This is a genomic window from Rhizobium sp. 007, from assembly GCF_015353075.1.
In the GTDB taxonomy this organism is placed as follows: domain Bacteria; phylum Pseudomonadota; class Alphaproteobacteria; order Rhizobiales; family Rhizobiaceae; genus Rhizobium.
On sequence record NZ_CP064188.1, the window covers coordinates 2027404 to 2041842 of the forward strand.

A 14439-nucleotide genomic window follows, 5' to 3' on the forward strand; every position below is an offset into this window, starting at 1 on the left:
CTGCGGGCTGCTCAGCTATTGCTGCCGCGAGGCTCGAAAGCACCGTCTCGTAGTCGGCCAGAAGTTGACGACGCACTTGGGATCACTGAGCAGATCGAACCCTGAAGTTGGACCTTCGGGCTAACCCACTCAGCGGCATCAACCTGCCGCACAAGAAGTCAGGTAGGTGTCTGCATTTTGCAACGCAGCACACAATTCCTACACCGAAAAAGGATTCATACTTTACAAAGATATCATAATCTGTGAAGTAGTGTATAACTTCACAGATGGGACCGATGCCTTGAACCCGACACGCTTTGCCACCCGCCTCAATTCATTTGCTTCCGCCGCTCATCGGGAATGGCCGGGCCAGTCTACAAAGCCGTCGGTCGTGCAGATGGCCAACCGCGCCGCCCGGGTGAAAGGCCTGACCGACCTCGACCTGAACTATCCCGACCACGTGAGTGAGAATCCCAAGGAACTTGCGCAAATGCTCAGCAATCTCGGGCTTTCGATCAATGGCTTCGCTATGCGCTACTATACAAATCCTGCCTTTAAGCTCGGCGCTTTCACACATCCGAATGAAGCCGTCCGGCGCGAGGCGATCGATCTGACGAAGAAAGGGATCGATGCCGCCCGTGAAGCCGGATCGAGCTTGATGACGATATGGCTTGGCCAAGACGGCTTCGATTATGCATTCCAGGCCGACTATGAGAAAATGTGGCAACACGAAATAGATGGAATCCGTGAAGTTTGTGAGCACGATCCCGATTGCCTGATCTCGATCGAGTATAAGCCGAACGAGCCCCGCTCCTATAGCCTGATGCCCGATGCGGCCACGACGTTGCTCGCCATCAAGGAAGTCGGTGCGAAGAACCTGGGCGTCACGCTCGACTTCGCGCATGTGCTCTACGCCGATGAGCAGCCTGCATTCGCTGCCGCCTTGATCGCCCGCCACAGCCGCGTGCTTGGTGTCCATCTCAATGACGGCTACGCAAAGCGTGACGACGGCCTAATGGTCGGCGCGGTCCACACGCTTCAGACCATCGAGTTACTCCGCCAGATCAGGCGCGACGGCTATGACGGCGCGATTTATTTCGACACGTTCCCCGATATGACCGGGCTCGATCCGGTCCACGAATGCGAGGTCAACATCAAGACCGTCCAGCGGATGTTGAAGGTCGTCGACCGCCTCGAGCAGGACAATCGCCTCGCAAGCGCGATTGACCGACAGGACGCCGTTTCTACGCAGGCCATCGTACAGGAGCTGATGTTCGGCGCGGAGCACTGAACCACCAAACCCTCCGGGAGGAAAACATGAAGAGAATTTTCGCTGTGGCTCTCGCCGCAACCCTTTGTGCTGGCATCGCGACAGCACAGGAACTGAAGCCGCTCAATTCGGATTCTGAACCAGACCGCATGGACTGGTCCAAACTGGAAACGACACTCGGTGCGCTACCGAAGCTGCCCGAGGGCTTCAAGGTCGGTGGCGTCTCCAAGACCCTGACCAATGAATACTGGCGTTCGCTCGGCGAAGGCTATCAGAAGTTCGCGGACAAAGTCGGCGCGACGGTGGCTTATCAGGCCGCCCAGAGCGAGGGTGACCAGCTCGGCCAGCTGACGATCGCCGAGGGCATGGTCACCCAGGGCTACAACGTGCTGCTGGTGTCGCCGCAAACCGACGCCAACCTCCAGCCCGTCATTGAACAGGCGAAGGCTGCCAACGTGCCTGTCGTTAACGTCAACGATGCTGTGATCCCGCAGGCGGAGCATTACGTCGGCAATGTCCAGCGAGACAACGGCGTCCGAGTCGCAAAATGGTTCATCGAGAACCGTCCGAATGGCGGCAAAGTCGCAATAGTCGAGGGTCAGGCGGGTGTTTATGCAGCCGTCCAGCGCACTGACGGCTTCAAGAGCACGATCGAAGAAGGCGGCAAATTCACTGTCGTCGCGAGCGTGCCCGGCAATTGGGATCGCCAGATGTCCTATGATGCGGCAACCAATATCCTGCAGCAGCATCCCGACCTCATCGGCTTCTACTGCAACAACGATGGCATGGCGCTTGGCGTTGTCGAGGCCGTGAAAGCCGTGGGCCTGGAGGACAAGGTCGTCGTCTTCGGCACGGACGGCATCTCTGATGCCTACAAGTCGATCGCGGCGGGCGAACTGACGGGTACAGTCGACAGCTTCCCAGTGTTGACGGGTGAAGTGGCGATGGAAGTGGCGCTCCGCCTCGTCGCGGGCCAGAAGCTGCCGCGGGTTGTCGCAACGCCACAGGCTCTCATCACCAAGGACAACATCAACGACTTCCAAGGCGAAGGTGTCGATGTGCGCTCGGTGCTGATGAAAGCGGCCGGAAAGTAAACGCCTCCCAAACGGGACGGTCGGCATGGCCGGCCGTCCAAACTCTCAAAGGTTGGATTTCCATGGCTGCTCCCAGATTGGCGTTCGAGAATATCTCCAAAGTCTTTCCCGGCGTCAAAGCGCTCTCCGACGTCTCCTTCGACGTCGCGCCCGGTGAGATCCATGCGCTGCTTGGTGAGAACGGCGCGGGAAAGTCGACATTGCTCCGAATCCTGTCTGGTGTCTTTCGTGCGACGGAAGGGGAAGTCAGGGTCGACGGCGCCGCCCATCACTTCAAGCGTCCCGATAGTGCTCGCCAGGCCGGGATCGCCATGATCCACCAGGAGCTTCAACAGGTGCCGCATCTCACTGTGGCGCAGAACATGTTCCTCGGTCACTCGCTGACCCGTTTCGGCGGCATCGTGGTCAATCGCCGGGAGCAGGAACGGCGCGCAGCCGAGGCGCTCGCGATGATCGATCCCTCCATCAATCCGGCCGCTCCCATTTCCACGCTGAAGGTTGCGCAGCGGCAGGTCGTCGAGATCGCCCGCGCGCTGTTGGACAAGGCGAAGATCATCGCCATGGACGAACCCACGTCGAGCCTGACACCGAGCGAATTCGAACGATTGGCCGATATCATCGAGCGGCTGGCGGCGAGCGGCGTCTCAATCATCTACGTGTCCCACAAGATGGACGAGGTGTTCCGGGTCTGCCAGCGCGCCACGGTCATGCGCGACGGTAAGGTCGTCGGGATGGTCGATCTGAGGAAAACCGCAACGGCCGAGGTCATCGCGATGATGGTTGGCCGCGAGCTCCTGGCCGAGGAGCACCACTCGCACGCAACGACGACGGCGAGTGTCGAGACGCGGAACCTCAACACGGCTCGCGTCCGCGACATATCCTTTGACCTTCACAAAGGCGAGGTCCTGGGCGTGGCGGGTCTCGTTGGTTCGGGCAGGACTGAACTCTTGCGCGCGCTCTCAGGTGCCGACAAGGTGACGTCGGGCACCGTCAAGGTCGACGGGAAGCTGCTCACTCTCTCCAATCCACGCGCGGCCATTGCCGCAGGCATCGGCCTCCTTCCCGAAGAGCGCAAGCGCGAAGGCATCATTCCCGGCCGGTCCGTCACCATCAATGTGGCGCTGCCATCGATGAACCGTTTCTCGAAAGGCGGGTTCATCAACCACCGGAAACTCAAGCGGACTGCAGAAGACCTGCTCAAACGCGTCAACCTCAGACCATTCCAGCTCGATCGCCAGATCAGGTTGTTTAGTGGCGGCAACCAGCAGAAGGCGATCATCGCACGGTGGCTGGCGGCGGGCTCGCGCATCCTGTTGTTCGACGAACCGACGCGAGGCATCGACGTTGGCGCGAAATCCGAAATCTACCACCTGATCGAGGCCCTCGCTGCAGAAGGTCATTCGGTGATCGTCGTCTCCTCAGAGCTTCCCGAAGTGATGCGGGTCTCCGACCGCGTCCTGGTCATGCGTGACGGCATTATCGTCGCAGAACTCGGTCGCGACGAGCTTTCCGAAGAAACCATCGTCTCCCATGCCGTCGGGAAGGCCGACAGTCGCCCTGGCGCGGCATGACCAACAGGAACAATTCCATGTCTGACACGACCCAGAATGCCGCAGTGCCCTCGTCCAAACTGTTCGGATCTTTCTCGGTACGAGATACCGGCACCTTGATCGGCCTGATTGCCATCGTGGTGCTCTTCGGCTTGCTTGCCCCTGACTTTCTATCCCAGCGAAATCTGCTCAACATCCTGCAGCAATCGAGCATCAATGCATGCCTGGCCCTCGGGATGACGCTGGTGATCATCTCTGGCGGCATTGATCTTTCGGTCGGCCCTACCGCGGCAATCGCCGCCGTGATCACGGCGACGCTGCTTGTTGCGGACATACCCGTTCCGCTCGCCATTCTGGCCGGCCTCGGCATCGGCGTCATTTGCGGTCTCGTCAACGGTGTTCTCGTAGCCTACGCCGGATTGCAACCGTTTATCGTCACGCTCGGCACACTCAGCACATACCGCGCCATCGCACTGATCTATACGGGCGGCAATCCGGTGCTTGGCGTTCCCCAGGGCTTCCGAGCACTGTTCAACGGTTCGCTGATGGGCATCCCCAATGCGGTCATCATGGTCGCTGTGGTCGCCCTGCTGGCCTGGATGCTCCTCAAAAAGACACCTCTGGGTGAATACCTTTTGGCCGTTGGCGGGAACGAAGAGGCCGCCTATGTCGCCGGCGTGCCGATCGCTGTCACCAAAATCACCGCCTATGTGATCTCAGGTGTCCTCGCCGCCCTGGCCTCCATGATCCTGATCGGTCGCCTTGGCGCAGCAGAGCCCATCCTTGGCAATCTCTGGGAACTCGACGCGATCGCAGCGGCCGCGATCGGCGGGGCATCCTTGATGGGCGGCAAGGGAAGCGTCATCGGCACTATTTTCGGTGCGATCATCCTCGGCGCGATGCGCAACGGACTGACGCTGATGAACGTCCAGGCCTTCTATCAACTTCTGGCCACTGGTCTTATTATCCTGGTCGCGATGATGATCGATCGCGTCACAAGGGGTAGAGGATGAATTCTGCAAATGATCTCAAGGCGGTGGGCCCACGTATCCGGATGATGATGCCTCGGCTCACCCCTTTGGAAGCACGGGTCGTGGAAACTGTGTTCGGATTGCGTGATTTCTCGGAGGACACCGCGCTCAAGGACATCGCAACCGAGGCCGGGGTATCCGAGGCCATGGTGGTGAAGATCACTAAAAAGCTCGGTTTCAACGGCTACCGGGATTTCCGCTCGGCGGTGTCGAACTACAACAAGCTTCCGACGGCCGAGATGCATCAGGAGCTTTCCGTTGAGGATAGCTCGCGGGAGATCATCCAGAAGGTATTCAGGACCTCGATCCATGCGCTCGAGGAAACGCTGGCGATCCTGGACGTCGATGCTTTCGACAGAGCGGCGGACCTCCTTGTGAAGGCTGGGCAGAGGGATTTCTATGGCGTCGGCGGGTCTGCCCAGATCGCAAGAGATGTCGCCCATAAGTTCCTGCGGATCGGGGTAAGAGCGAACGTGCAGGACGATTCTCATATGATGCTTATGTCGGCGTCGTTGCTCGGAGCGGATGATGTGGCGGTCGCCTTTTCTCATTCCGGCAACACCACGGCAGTGATCGATGCAGTGCAGCTGGCCAGAAGGAGTGGCGCACGAACGATCGCGATCACCAATTACGGGGGCTCGCCCTTGGCGCAGATCGCCGACATCGTTCTCTGCTCGACGGCCCAGGGCTCCCCTCTGATGGGCGAAAACGCTGCTGCCCGGATCGCCCAGCTCAACATTCTCGACGCGCTCTTTGTCGCGGTCGCTCAACGCAACTACGACGCCGCGGAAAAGAACCTCGAAAAAACGATGTCGGCGGTGGCATCAAAACGCAAGGACAAGATCGTATGACGATCGCCTCCCCCTCCGTTATTGTCTTCGGAAGTCTGCACTATGACATCATGGTGCATGGCCCGGCGCGACCGCGAAAAGGCGAAACAGTGGCGGGAGAGAGCTGGCACCCGAAGTGCGGTGGCAAGGGCGGCAACCAGGCGGTCTCGGCGGCGAAGACCGGCATCCGGACCGCAATGATTGGCGCGGTCGCCGATGATGCCTTCGGCCGCGCGCTCGTAGAAAATCTCGGTCGTCAAGGCGTCGACCACCGCTTCGTCAAGGTAGCGGATGACGTTGGCAGCGGCATGAGCGTAGCGATCTTCGACAGCGAGGGCGACTATGGAGCGGTGATCGTGTCCGGAAGCAATCTCTTCCTCGGACAATCGGATGTGGATCGAGCAGCGGAGCTGTTCAGCGAGCAAGGCGTACTTGTTCTGCAAAACGAGGTGCCCGACCTGGCCAATGTCGCCGCCGCCAAGGCAATGAAAGCAGCTGGCGGGCGCGTCATCCTCAACGCGGCCCCGGCTCGCGATCTGTCTCGCTCACTCTGCGAACTGGTCGACGTCATCGTCGTCAATGCCATCGAAGCCGAGCAACTGACCGATGTCGCCGTATTCGACTCGCTTGCGGGCGCTCTCGACGCCGCGCGTCTGCTTGCCCAAACGTATCCAGCCGCAGTCGTCACAGCGGGGGGCGAGGGCCTTGCCTGCGCGACGAAGTCGGGCAAGGAATTTCTGATCGAGGCTATCAAGGTAAGGCTCGTCAGCACCCATGGCGCCGGCGACGAATTCACCGGCGTGCTGGCCGCTGAAATCGCAAGAGGGACCGGCATGGAGGACGCGCTCCGCGCCGCCAATCATGCAGCCGCCGTGCTTGTCAGTACGCCCCGCGACACCGTTCAGTAGTTGATATTCGGCTGTTCACCGAAACGGGACGCCTATGCTCATCACCATTGTTGCGGGCACCTCCCCGCGAAGCGTGCATAAATCACTGAGTTGCGTCCGCATTTGGAGTTTGCCTACGGTTAAGGCAGGCCTCATCGTGCATCCATCACGACGGAATAATTATTTTGCGTGAGATGACGATCGGCGGCTTTGCCAACGATTATTGGAGGAGCTCGCGCTGAGATCGCATGGGTGCACTGACGCGCCCTCGCACAAGAGGTGTTTTCGGCAATTGCCCTGAAGGACGCGTGAGCTGCGCTTGTCACGGGAGAGCTGCTATAGTTCGGCGCGCCCTATCAGGATGATGCCTACCGGATGATTTTGAACAATTCTTGTTACGGCCCCCGCGGTCGATTGTAGCCTACGAATATCTTTTGCGACAGGCCCGAACGGTTGAGCCATCCTCACCGCGGTTTCTCCCAGGCATCATTGGCAATTAAGGCGTGCAATGCCGCCGCTATAGGTGTGCCAACGACGGCGAGATCGCGAACCGTACTCATGTGATCCCCGTCTGCAACGCGCGATGCTCGCACTTCAAGCCCTTGGGTGACAAGAAGGTCTTTGAAGGCATTTGCCTGGGTTTTGAAGGGGTTAGTCTCCAGTTCGCCGGTCATGATAGCTACGCGCGTTGCAGGGTCGTGCTTGCGATGCATCGGCGTAAACCGTCGCACCTCCTCGTCGCTCAAGGCGATCTCGTCACGCAGGAAAGACGTCTGCAAGGGTTCGAGATCGTATAGCCCGCCAAGCAGGAAAGCAGCAATTACACCCGAGGGCTCTACCGAGCGATTGAAGAGAAAGGTCGCAAGATGTGCACCAGCGGAGTGACCGCTGACGGAAAATCTCCCGGGCGTGGCGCCAAAGCGATCGGCATGCGCCAGCAGGAAAGCCTTGGCTTTCAGGACCTGACCGATCAGGACCTCCATCCTCGCGATGGGCATCAACGAATAATCGACGATAGCGGCGACCGCGCCTGCGCGGGTGATGGTCTCAGCGACGCAGGAATAGTCTTCCTTGGAGAACATACGCCAGTAGCCGCCATGGATGAACATGTGAATCGGCATGCCCGAACCGCCACTATTTGGCAGGAAGATATCGAGCGTCTCGCCCGACTCGCGACCGTAGGCGACGTTGGCCTCCATGGCGACGGTGCGGCGAGTGGCGCTGCTGCGGGTACGGATATCGTCGACAATGTCGTCGAAATTTGCGACATGGTCACGAATGCGGAACGGATCGGTGGCCACAGGTTCCTCCTTCAGAAACTTGTCGCAATGTACTTGGCTTCCATGAACTCCGCGATCCCGTGATGCTGCCCTCCTTCACGTCCGAGGCCGCTCTGCTTGACACCCCCAAAGGGGGCGGCGGGATCGGAGACCAGTCCACGATTGAGGGCGATCATGCCTGCCTCCACCTTCGAGGAGATGCGCATGCCACGGCCGATGTCACGGGTATAGATGTAAGCGCAGAGGCCATATTCCGTATCGTTGGCGGCGGCGACGACCTCTGCCTCGCTCTCGAAACGGTAGAGCGGCGCCACGGGACCGAAAATCTCCTCGTGGTTCATGTCGGAGGCCGGGGAGACATCCGCAAGCACGGTCGGCGGATAGAAAAAGCCGCGTCCTGCCGGTGCCCGTCCGCCGCAGAGAGCGCGCGCGCCCCGCGAAATGGCGTCCGCAACGAGCCGGTCGATCTTCTCCACCGCCTTGCGCGTGATCATCGGACCGCATTCCGTATCAGGATCCACACCTGGGCCGACCCTGAGAGCGGCCATGCGTTGGGTAAATTTTTCCGCAAAGGCATCGTGGATACCGGACTGGACATAAATGCGGTTTGCAGCCGTGCATGCCTCGCCCGCATTGCGCATTTTCGCTACCATCAGGCCCTCGATCGCCGCGTCGAGGTCCGCATCGTCGAAAACGATGAACGGCGCGTTGCCGCCGAGTTCCATGGAACAGGAGATGACATTCTTCGCCGCTTCCGCCAGAAGCGTGCGGCCGACGCCCGTCGAGCCTGTGAAGGAGAGTTTTCGCACGCGCGGGTCGGCCAGCATGGCGGCGGTGACGGGGCCTGGCGTCGACGTTGTCAACACGTTGACGACGCCCGGCGGCACGCCAGCCTCCTCGTAGAGGGCCGCAAGCGCATAGGCCGTCAGCGGCGTCTCGCTCGCGGGCTTCAGGATGACGGTGCAGCCTGCGGCAAGGGCTGGCGCGATCTTGCGGGTCGCCATTGCGGCCGGGAAGTTCCACGGCGTGACGAGAACGCAGATGCCGATAGGCTGGTAATCGACGACGATTCGGTTCGCACCGGACGGGGCAATGCCGAACTCGCCGGAGATGCGCACCGCCTCCTCCGCGTTCCACCGGAAAAATTCCGCCGCATAGGCCACCTCGCCGCGCGCGTCGCGCAAGGCCTTCCCGTTCTCGAGCGAAATGAGTGTGGCAAGCATTTCGGAGCGTTCCACCATGAGTTCGAAGCAGCGGCGCAGGATCTCGGAACGCTTTCGCGGCGGCGTCTTGCGCCAGCCTTCTGTCGCGCTTGCAGCAGCCTCTACGGCCGCCGCCGCATCCGCGACGGTCGCATCGGGCACGGCGACAATGACGGCCTCGGTCGAGGGGTCGATCACCTGAATCCGACCCTCGCCCGCGGCCGGCCGCCAGGCGCCGCCAATATAGAGGCCGTGGGAGAACAAGCCGAACCCGAAGCGGTCGTGGTCGGGATGCGAAGGATGCTGGTTGGCGTTCATGATTGTTTTCTCAAGGTCAGAGGGCGGAAGCGGCCAGGTCGCCGTCATAGGCGGCGCGAACCAGGCCACGCATGGCGGCCGAATCGAAGGAGCGCGGATTGTTCTTGATCAGCCGGCCGATGCCGAGCGCCTGCTCGGCGGTCCAGTCAAGCCGGTCTTCCGGCAGGCCGAGCGTGGCGAGCGTCGGCGAGATGCCGATCGCGACGAAGAGGCGCCTTACCTCGCCGATCGCCGCATCGGCAAGCGTCTCCTCGTCCTCCACGCCGTCTGGGTCGAGGCCGAGCGCCCTGCCGACAACAGCGATTTCCCCGGCGGCGACGCGGCGATTATAGGTCATCACATAGGGCAGCATGGTGGCGACCCCGAGGCCGTGCGCCGTATGGGTCACGGCACCGACCGGATATTGCACCGCATGGGCCGCAGCGGTGCCCGCCGTGCCGAAGGCGCAGCCTGCCGCAAGCGCGCCCATCATCACATCGGCGCGCGCATCGATGTCCGAGCCGTCGACGAAGGCCTTTTCCAGGCTCCGGCTGAGGAGCCGGATCGCATGAAGCGCGAACTGATCGGAGAGATCGCTCTTGCCGACGAAGACATGCTGCTGCGCGAGTTCCGGATCGCCGGGGCGGCGCATGGCCGTGAAGGCTTCGATCGCATGCGTCAGCGCATCCGCACCTGCAATCGCCGTGAGGCCCGGCGGGCAGGAGAGCGTGAGTTCCGGGTCGCAGATCGCCGCTGCGGCGATGAGATAGGGGCTCGAAATGCCGACCTTCAGGGTGCGGTCTGGATCGGAGACGACCGCGACGGGCGTGACCTCGGAGCCGGTGCCCGAGGTCGTCGGCACGGCGATGACCGGCAGGACGGGTCCTGGCACCTTGAACTCACCATAGTAATCGGCGAGCCCGCCGCCATGGGCGAGCAGCAGCGAGGCGCATTTCGCCATGTCGAGGCAACTGCCACCGCCGATGCCGATCACCATATCGGGCGCAAAGCCGCCCGTGGCCTCCACGCAACCCGCGACGGTATCGCGCGGCACGTCCGGCAGCGTCTGGTCATACACCACGACCGCGATGCCGGCAGCTTCGAGCGCGGCGATCACTTCAGCGAAGACGGGTGTCGCGGCAAAACGCGCATCCGTGCAAACGAGTGCGCGCTGGCCGGTCCTACCGGCGACACTCGCGAGCGCATGGCGCTGGCCGATGCCAAACAGGATTTCGCGCGGCAGCCTCAGGACGGCAAACAGGCTCATGATCTTTACCCTTCGAAGGCCAGTATGCGGGAGCGGGTAAGCGCGTTGAGGTCTTCCCAAAGGCGCGGGTCGATATCGAAACCGTCGCGGCTCGCCGCCGCTCGTCGCCGGCGGGCACGATCGCCCGGCACGCGGACCGGCTCGCTGGCCTCGGCCGGCGGTGAGGCGCGCACGGCATCGAGATAGGCCGACAGCCGCGCAGGCAGTCCCGGCGCCAGACTGGGCTCGATCAATATGAAGACGTCGCCCTTGTTGCATGGCGACTGGCTGTCCAGTGTGCCGCGCACATCAGGCGCGAGCGCCGAGCCCGCAAGGGCTGCCACCAGCAGTTCCATCGCAATGCCGAGGCCGTAGCCCTTTGCGTCGCCGAAGGGCGCGATCGCGCCGGCCTTGGCACGAACCGGATCGGTCGTCGGGTAGCCCTCCGCATCGCGCGCCCATCCTTCGGGAAGGGGCCTGCCGGTCGCCGCGTGGTGATGGATCCTGCCCATCGACACGAGGCTGGTGGCGAGATCGAGCACGAGCGGCTCCTCGGCGGTCGGCACGGCGATCGCGACGGGGTTGGTGCCGAGCATGGCCCGCGTACCGCCGAAGGGATGAACCAGCGACTCGCTCGACGAGAGCGCTATGCCGACGAAACCCATCGCGGCGATGGCCTCCACATAATGCGCGAGCATGCCGAGGTGGTTCGCATTGCGCACGGCGACAAGGCCGATGCCCAGGTCGGGAATGTGGGGTGCAAGCCGCTCGATCGCCGCCATGGCGACGACAGGGCCGAAGCCTGAAGAACCCTCCACCTCCATCACCGCATCGGCCCGCCAGCGCTGCGTGCCCTTCATCTCAGGATCAATGACACCGCGCTCGATCCGTTCGACCAGTCGCGGAAGGCGGTGCAGGCCATGCGAAGGGTGCCCCTTCATCTCGGCCGTCACCAGGACACGCGCCTGCAAGACCGCATGGTCACGCGGTGCGCCGTGCTCTTCCAGCAGGCGGGTGGCGAGCGCAAGGGCTGCCGCTTCGGATATCCGCATATTTCCCCCTATATTAAATCGTATAGGATATAGGATTGTATTGGCGGCAGCATCGTGCTAGCGATTGAACCTGTCAAGAGGCAAGACAGCAGATGATTTTGACGAGACCCAACGAACCTTCAGCGGGCGCGACCCAGATACAGCGCGCCAACAGCTTGGCCGGCGACGTCTACGAAGCGATCTTCAACCAGCTCATGTCGTTGAAGATCGCGCCGGGTGCGCGCATCACGGTCGACAACCTCGTCAAGGCGTTTAACGTCTCCCACACCCCGATCCGCGAAGCACTCGGCCGGCTTGAAGGCGAGGGTCTCGTCGTCAAGCAGCATCTCGTCGGCTATCGTGCCGCACCCCAGATCACGCGCCACCGCTTCGACGAACTCTATGAACTCCGCTTGCTGCTTGAGCCCGCCGGCGCTGCGAAGGCGGCCCAAGCGATGAACGACGAAAGGCTCGCTATCCTGACGGAGGCCGCAGGCGTGATGACGCGCAGTGACAACAAGGACGAGCGGACGAACTATTCGACCTTCGCCCGCCAGGACGCTATCTTCCACGACCGCATCATGGAATTTGCCGGCAACGAACTGATCCGCGAGATGCTGACATTCCAGCACACGCATTTCCACATCTTCCGCCTGATGTTTCATCGTCGCGTGACCGAGGAGGCGCTCGGCGAGCATCAGACGCTGCTCGATGCTTTCGCGGCTCACGACCCCGACGCCGCGGCGAACGCAATGCGTATCCATATCGAACACTCGCGCGACCGGCTGCTGCCGGCATTCGACGAAATCTGAGCAAACCCGGCAGGCAAGGACGTGCCTGCCCGACCTGACAACGAGGAGGAGAACCCATGCCAGGCAAGAAAATCCTGATGCTCACCGGCGATTTCACCGAGGAGTACGAAATCTTCGTCTACCAGCAGGCCATGGAGGCCGTCGGCCATACGGTGCACGTCGTCTGCCCCGACAAGAAAGCGGGCGACATTCTGAAGACGTCGCTGCACGACTTCGAGGGCGACCAGACCTATACGGAAAAGCTCGGACACAACGTCGTCATCAACAAGACCTTCTCGGAGGCCGAGGCGCAACTCGACGGATACCACGCCGTCTACTGCGCGGGCGGTCGCGGGCCTGAATACATTCGTACCGACAAGCGCGTTCAGGCGATCGTCCGCCACTTCCACGAAACGCAGAAGCCGATCTTCACTATCTGCCACGGCGTCCAGATCCTGATCGCCGTCGATGGCGTCGTGCGCGGCAAGAAGGTGGGCGCGCTCGGCGCTTGTGAACCGGAAGTGACGCTGGCCGGCGGCACCTATGTCGATCTGTCGCCGACGGAAGCTTATGTCGATGGCACGATGGTCTCGGCCAAGGGCTGGACGGCGCTCGCCGCCTTCATCCGCGAATGCCTAAAGGTTCTCGGCACGGAAATCCATCACGCCTGAGACGACGGGACAAAAAGAAAGGCGCCCGGCAGGTGACAGCTGCCGGACCTTTTTTGCGGTGGGGCCTGCAATCACGCGCCGCCGCGGTTCCAGCCCCGGCCCGTGCTGCCGAACATCTCGTAGCCCGTCTCGGTGACGGCAAGCGTATCCTCGAGCTTGATGAAGCCGCGCTTCGGATGCAGCATCGTCGTCTCCACCGACAGCACCATGTTGGCCTCCAGCGGCCGGTCCGCGTCGATCCCCTCATAGGCGACCGGGTGATTGGTCATCAGGAACGGCGCCTCGTGGCTGATCAGGCCCATACCGTGACAGAAGAAATCGGTGAAGACCGCAGAAGGCGACGCCTTCAGTTCCGACTCGGCCGCCTCGATCATCTCGCGGCCGAAAGCGCCAGCTTGAACCCTGGCAAAAGCCTTATGCTGGATCGCGTCGACCTCGGCGAGCAAATCCTCGAGTTCGTCGTCCGGCTCGCCCAGCACGCCCATGCGGCAGAGGTCGCCAATATAACCGTGATAGTTCCCGCCGGAATCGATCGACAGGACCTCGCCCTTCCCCCAGGCCTGCGGCGAGGCCGCGCGGTTGTGGCTGGAGCCGAGCGTCAGCAGGCAATATTCGAAGTGGAGCCCGCGGTTCGTCTCCTCGCGCCGGAGCTGCTCAATGATCTCCGTTTTCGTCGAACCCTCCCGGGCGCCGGCGATCGTCGCGTTCATCGCTTCCGTGATGAGTTCGGAAGCCGTCCGCAGCTTGGCAAGCTCGTCCGGCGTCTTGATGGCGCGCAGGCGTTCGAGCGTATGCGTCGCATCGACGAAACGCGCGCCCTCGAGGCCTGCGACAAGCGCATCGCGGGCATCCGACGGCAGGAATGCCGGCTCGATGCCGATGCGCGTACCCGCCTTGCCGATCTTCTTCAGATGTTCGACGGCAAGTGCTGCGGCATCGATCGTGCCCCAGGTCGCCGTGTGCACGGTCGGTGTCCAGAATGGATTGTTCTGGTGCTCGCCGCCTTCCATTCGGTTGCCGAGATAGGCCGCGTGGTCAGGTGCGCCCCTGTCGTAGACGACGACGGGCAGGTACCGGCTATGGCCGATGGCATCCATGGCCACAAAGAAGATGAACTTGTAGCCGCCCATCAGATATTGCGTGTTGTGCTTGGAGGTGGCGACGATGACGTCGATACCTGCCTCCTCCATGAGCCGGTCGAGCTTGGCCGTATCGAACGGCGCCACGGCGGGCCTTGTTTCCCTTGCATCGATGTTCACCGTTTTTCCTCCCAGAAAATG

Annotated in this window: 13 protein-coding genes; 8 read left to right on the forward strand and 5 right to left on the reverse strand. The window is 61.9% G+C overall.

Translation table 11 applies throughout. The features are described 5' to 3' along the window. Positions 1 to 280 precede the first annotated feature (280 nt). The 6 genes from ISN39_RS30610 (at position 281) to ISN39_RS30635 (ending at position 6662) form a co-directional block, all read left to right on the forward strand. On the forward strand, positions 281 to 1270 hold the full coding sequence (locus tag ISN39_RS30610) for a TIM barrel protein (RefSeq protein WP_194731661.1): 990 nt from the start codon (positions 281 to 283) through the stop codon (positions 1268 to 1270). A 26-nt stretch (positions 1271 to 1296) separates the two neighbouring features. After that, positions 1297 to 2343 (forward strand): substrate-binding domain-containing protein, encoded by a 1047-nt coding sequence (locus ISN39_RS30615; protein ID WP_194731662.1) that lies wholly within the window; start codon positions 1297 to 1299, stop codon positions 2341 to 2343. Between the two features lie 62 nt (positions 2344 to 2405). After that, entirely contained in the window at positions 2406 to 3914 is a 1509-nt protein-coding gene (locus ISN39_RS30620; protein WP_194731663.1) for a sugar ABC transporter ATP-binding protein, read from the forward strand. A 17-nt stretch (positions 3915 to 3931) separates the two neighbouring features. Then, complete coding sequence (locus tag ISN39_RS30625; RefSeq protein WP_194731664.1) at positions 3932 to 4906, forward strand: ABC transporter permease; 975 nt, start codon at positions 3932 to 3934, stop codon at positions 4904 to 4906. After that, positions 4903 to 5775 (forward strand): MurR/RpiR family transcriptional regulator, encoded by an 873-nt coding sequence (locus tag ISN39_RS30630; RefSeq protein ID WP_194731665.1) that lies wholly within the window; start codon positions 4903 to 4905, stop codon positions 5773 to 5775. Before ISN39_RS30625 ends, ISN39_RS30630 begins: the two co-directional genes overlap by 4 nt. Further along, complete coding sequence (locus ISN39_RS30635; protein ID WP_194731666.1) at positions 5772 to 6662, forward strand: ribokinase; 891 nt, start codon at positions 5772 to 5774, stop codon at positions 6660 to 6662. The genes ISN39_RS30630 and ISN39_RS30635 overlap by 4 nt, the downstream gene beginning before the upstream one ends. 443 nt (positions 6663 to 7105) lie before the next feature. Here the strand turns inward: ISN39_RS30635 and ISN39_RS30640 are convergent, their stop codons facing one another. The 4 genes from ISN39_RS30640 to ISN39_RS30655 are packed head-to-tail and all read right to left on the reverse strand — an operon-like array spanning position 7106 to position 11718. Beyond that, positions 7106 to 7942, reverse strand: coding sequence for an alpha/beta hydrolase (locus ISN39_RS30640; protein ID WP_194731667.1), 837 nt, complete (start codon positions 7940 to 7942; stop codon positions 7106 to 7108). A gap of 11 nt (positions 7943 to 7953) precedes the next feature. Then, positions 7954 to 9441, reverse strand: coding sequence for an NAD-dependent succinate-semialdehyde dehydrogenase (locus tag ISN39_RS30645; RefSeq protein WP_194731668.1), 1488 nt, complete (start codon positions 9439 to 9441; stop codon positions 7954 to 7956). Positions 9442 to 9457: 16 nt separating this feature from the next. Continuing rightward, positions 9458 to 10687, reverse strand: coding sequence for an iron-containing alcohol dehydrogenase (locus tag ISN39_RS30650; protein WP_194731669.1), 1230 nt, complete (start codon positions 10685 to 10687; stop codon positions 9458 to 9460). A 5-nt stretch (positions 10688 to 10692) separates the two neighbouring features. Then, entirely contained in the window at positions 10693 to 11718 is a 1026-nt protein-coding gene (locus ISN39_RS30655) for an Ldh family oxidoreductase (RefSeq protein ID WP_194731670.1), read from the reverse strand. A gap of 92 nt (positions 11719 to 11810) precedes the next feature. Here ISN39_RS30655 and ISN39_RS30660 point away from each other — a divergent pair, with 92 nt between their 5' ends. Both ISN39_RS30660 and ISN39_RS30665 read left to right on the forward strand, forming a co-directional pair. After that, positions 11811 to 12509: a GntR family transcriptional regulator gene (locus ISN39_RS30660; RefSeq protein ID WP_194731671.1), complete on the forward strand. Its 699-nt coding sequence runs from the start codon at positions 11811 to 11813 to the stop codon at positions 12507 to 12509. Positions 12510 to 12565: 56 nt separating this feature from the next. Next, positions 12566 to 13159, forward strand: coding sequence for a DJ-1/PfpI family protein (locus ISN39_RS30665; protein ID WP_194731672.1), 594 nt, complete (start codon positions 12566 to 12568; stop codon positions 13157 to 13159). A gap of 71 nt (positions 13160 to 13230) precedes the next feature. On the opposite strand, the gene ISN39_RS30670 is transcribed toward ISN39_RS30665, so the two are convergent. Further along, positions 13231 to 14418 carry a Xaa-Pro peptidase family protein gene (locus ISN39_RS30670; RefSeq protein ID WP_194731673.1) on the reverse strand — a complete coding sequence of 396 codons (1188 nt, stop codon included), beginning with the start codon at positions 14416 to 14418 and terminating at the stop codon, positions 13231 to 13233. Between the last annotated feature and the right edge of the window lie 21 nt (positions 14419 to 14439).

What these genes read in the sequence shown, in the direction of transcription:
- ISN39_RS30625 (WP_194731664.1), top strand. Translation starts at nt 3,932, where the DNA reads ATGTCTGACACGACCCAGAATGCCGCAGTGCCCTCGTCCAAACTGTTC.
- ISN39_RS30655 (WP_194731670.1), bottom strand. Translation starts at nt 11,718, where the DNA reads ATGCGGATATCCGAAGCGGCAGCCCTTGCGCTCGCCACCCGCCTGCTG.
- ISN39_RS30615 (WP_194731662.1), top strand. Translation starts at nt 1,297, where the DNA reads ATGAAGAGAATTTTCGCTGTGGCTCTCGCCGCAACCCTTTGTGCTGGC.
- ISN39_RS30630 (WP_194731665.1), top strand. Translation starts at nt 4,903, where the DNA reads ATGAATTCTGCAAATGATCTCAAGGCGGTGGGCCCACGTATCCGGATG.
- ISN39_RS30665 (WP_194731672.1), top strand. Translation starts at nt 12,566, where the DNA reads ATGCCAGGCAAGAAAATCCTGATGCTCACCGGCGATTTCACCGAGGAG.
- ISN39_RS30645 (WP_194731668.1), bottom strand. Translation starts at nt 9,441, where the DNA reads ATGAACGCCAACCAGCATCCTTCGCATCCCGACCACGACCGCTTCGGG.
- ISN39_RS30620 (WP_194731663.1), top strand. Translation starts at nt 2,406, where the DNA reads ATGGCTGCTCCCAGATTGGCGTTCGAGAATATCTCCAAAGTCTTTCCC.
- ISN39_RS30660 (WP_194731671.1), top strand. Translation starts at nt 11,811, where the DNA reads ATGATTTTGACGAGACCCAACGAACCTTCAGCGGGCGCGACCCAGATA.
- ISN39_RS30635 (WP_194731666.1), top strand. Translation starts at nt 5,772, where the DNA reads ATGACGATCGCCTCCCCCTCCGTTATTGTCTTCGGAAGTCTGCACTAT.
- ISN39_RS30650 (WP_194731669.1), bottom strand. Translation starts at nt 10,687, where the DNA reads ATGAGCCTGTTTGCCGTCCTGAGGCTGCCGCGCGAAATCCTGTTTGGC.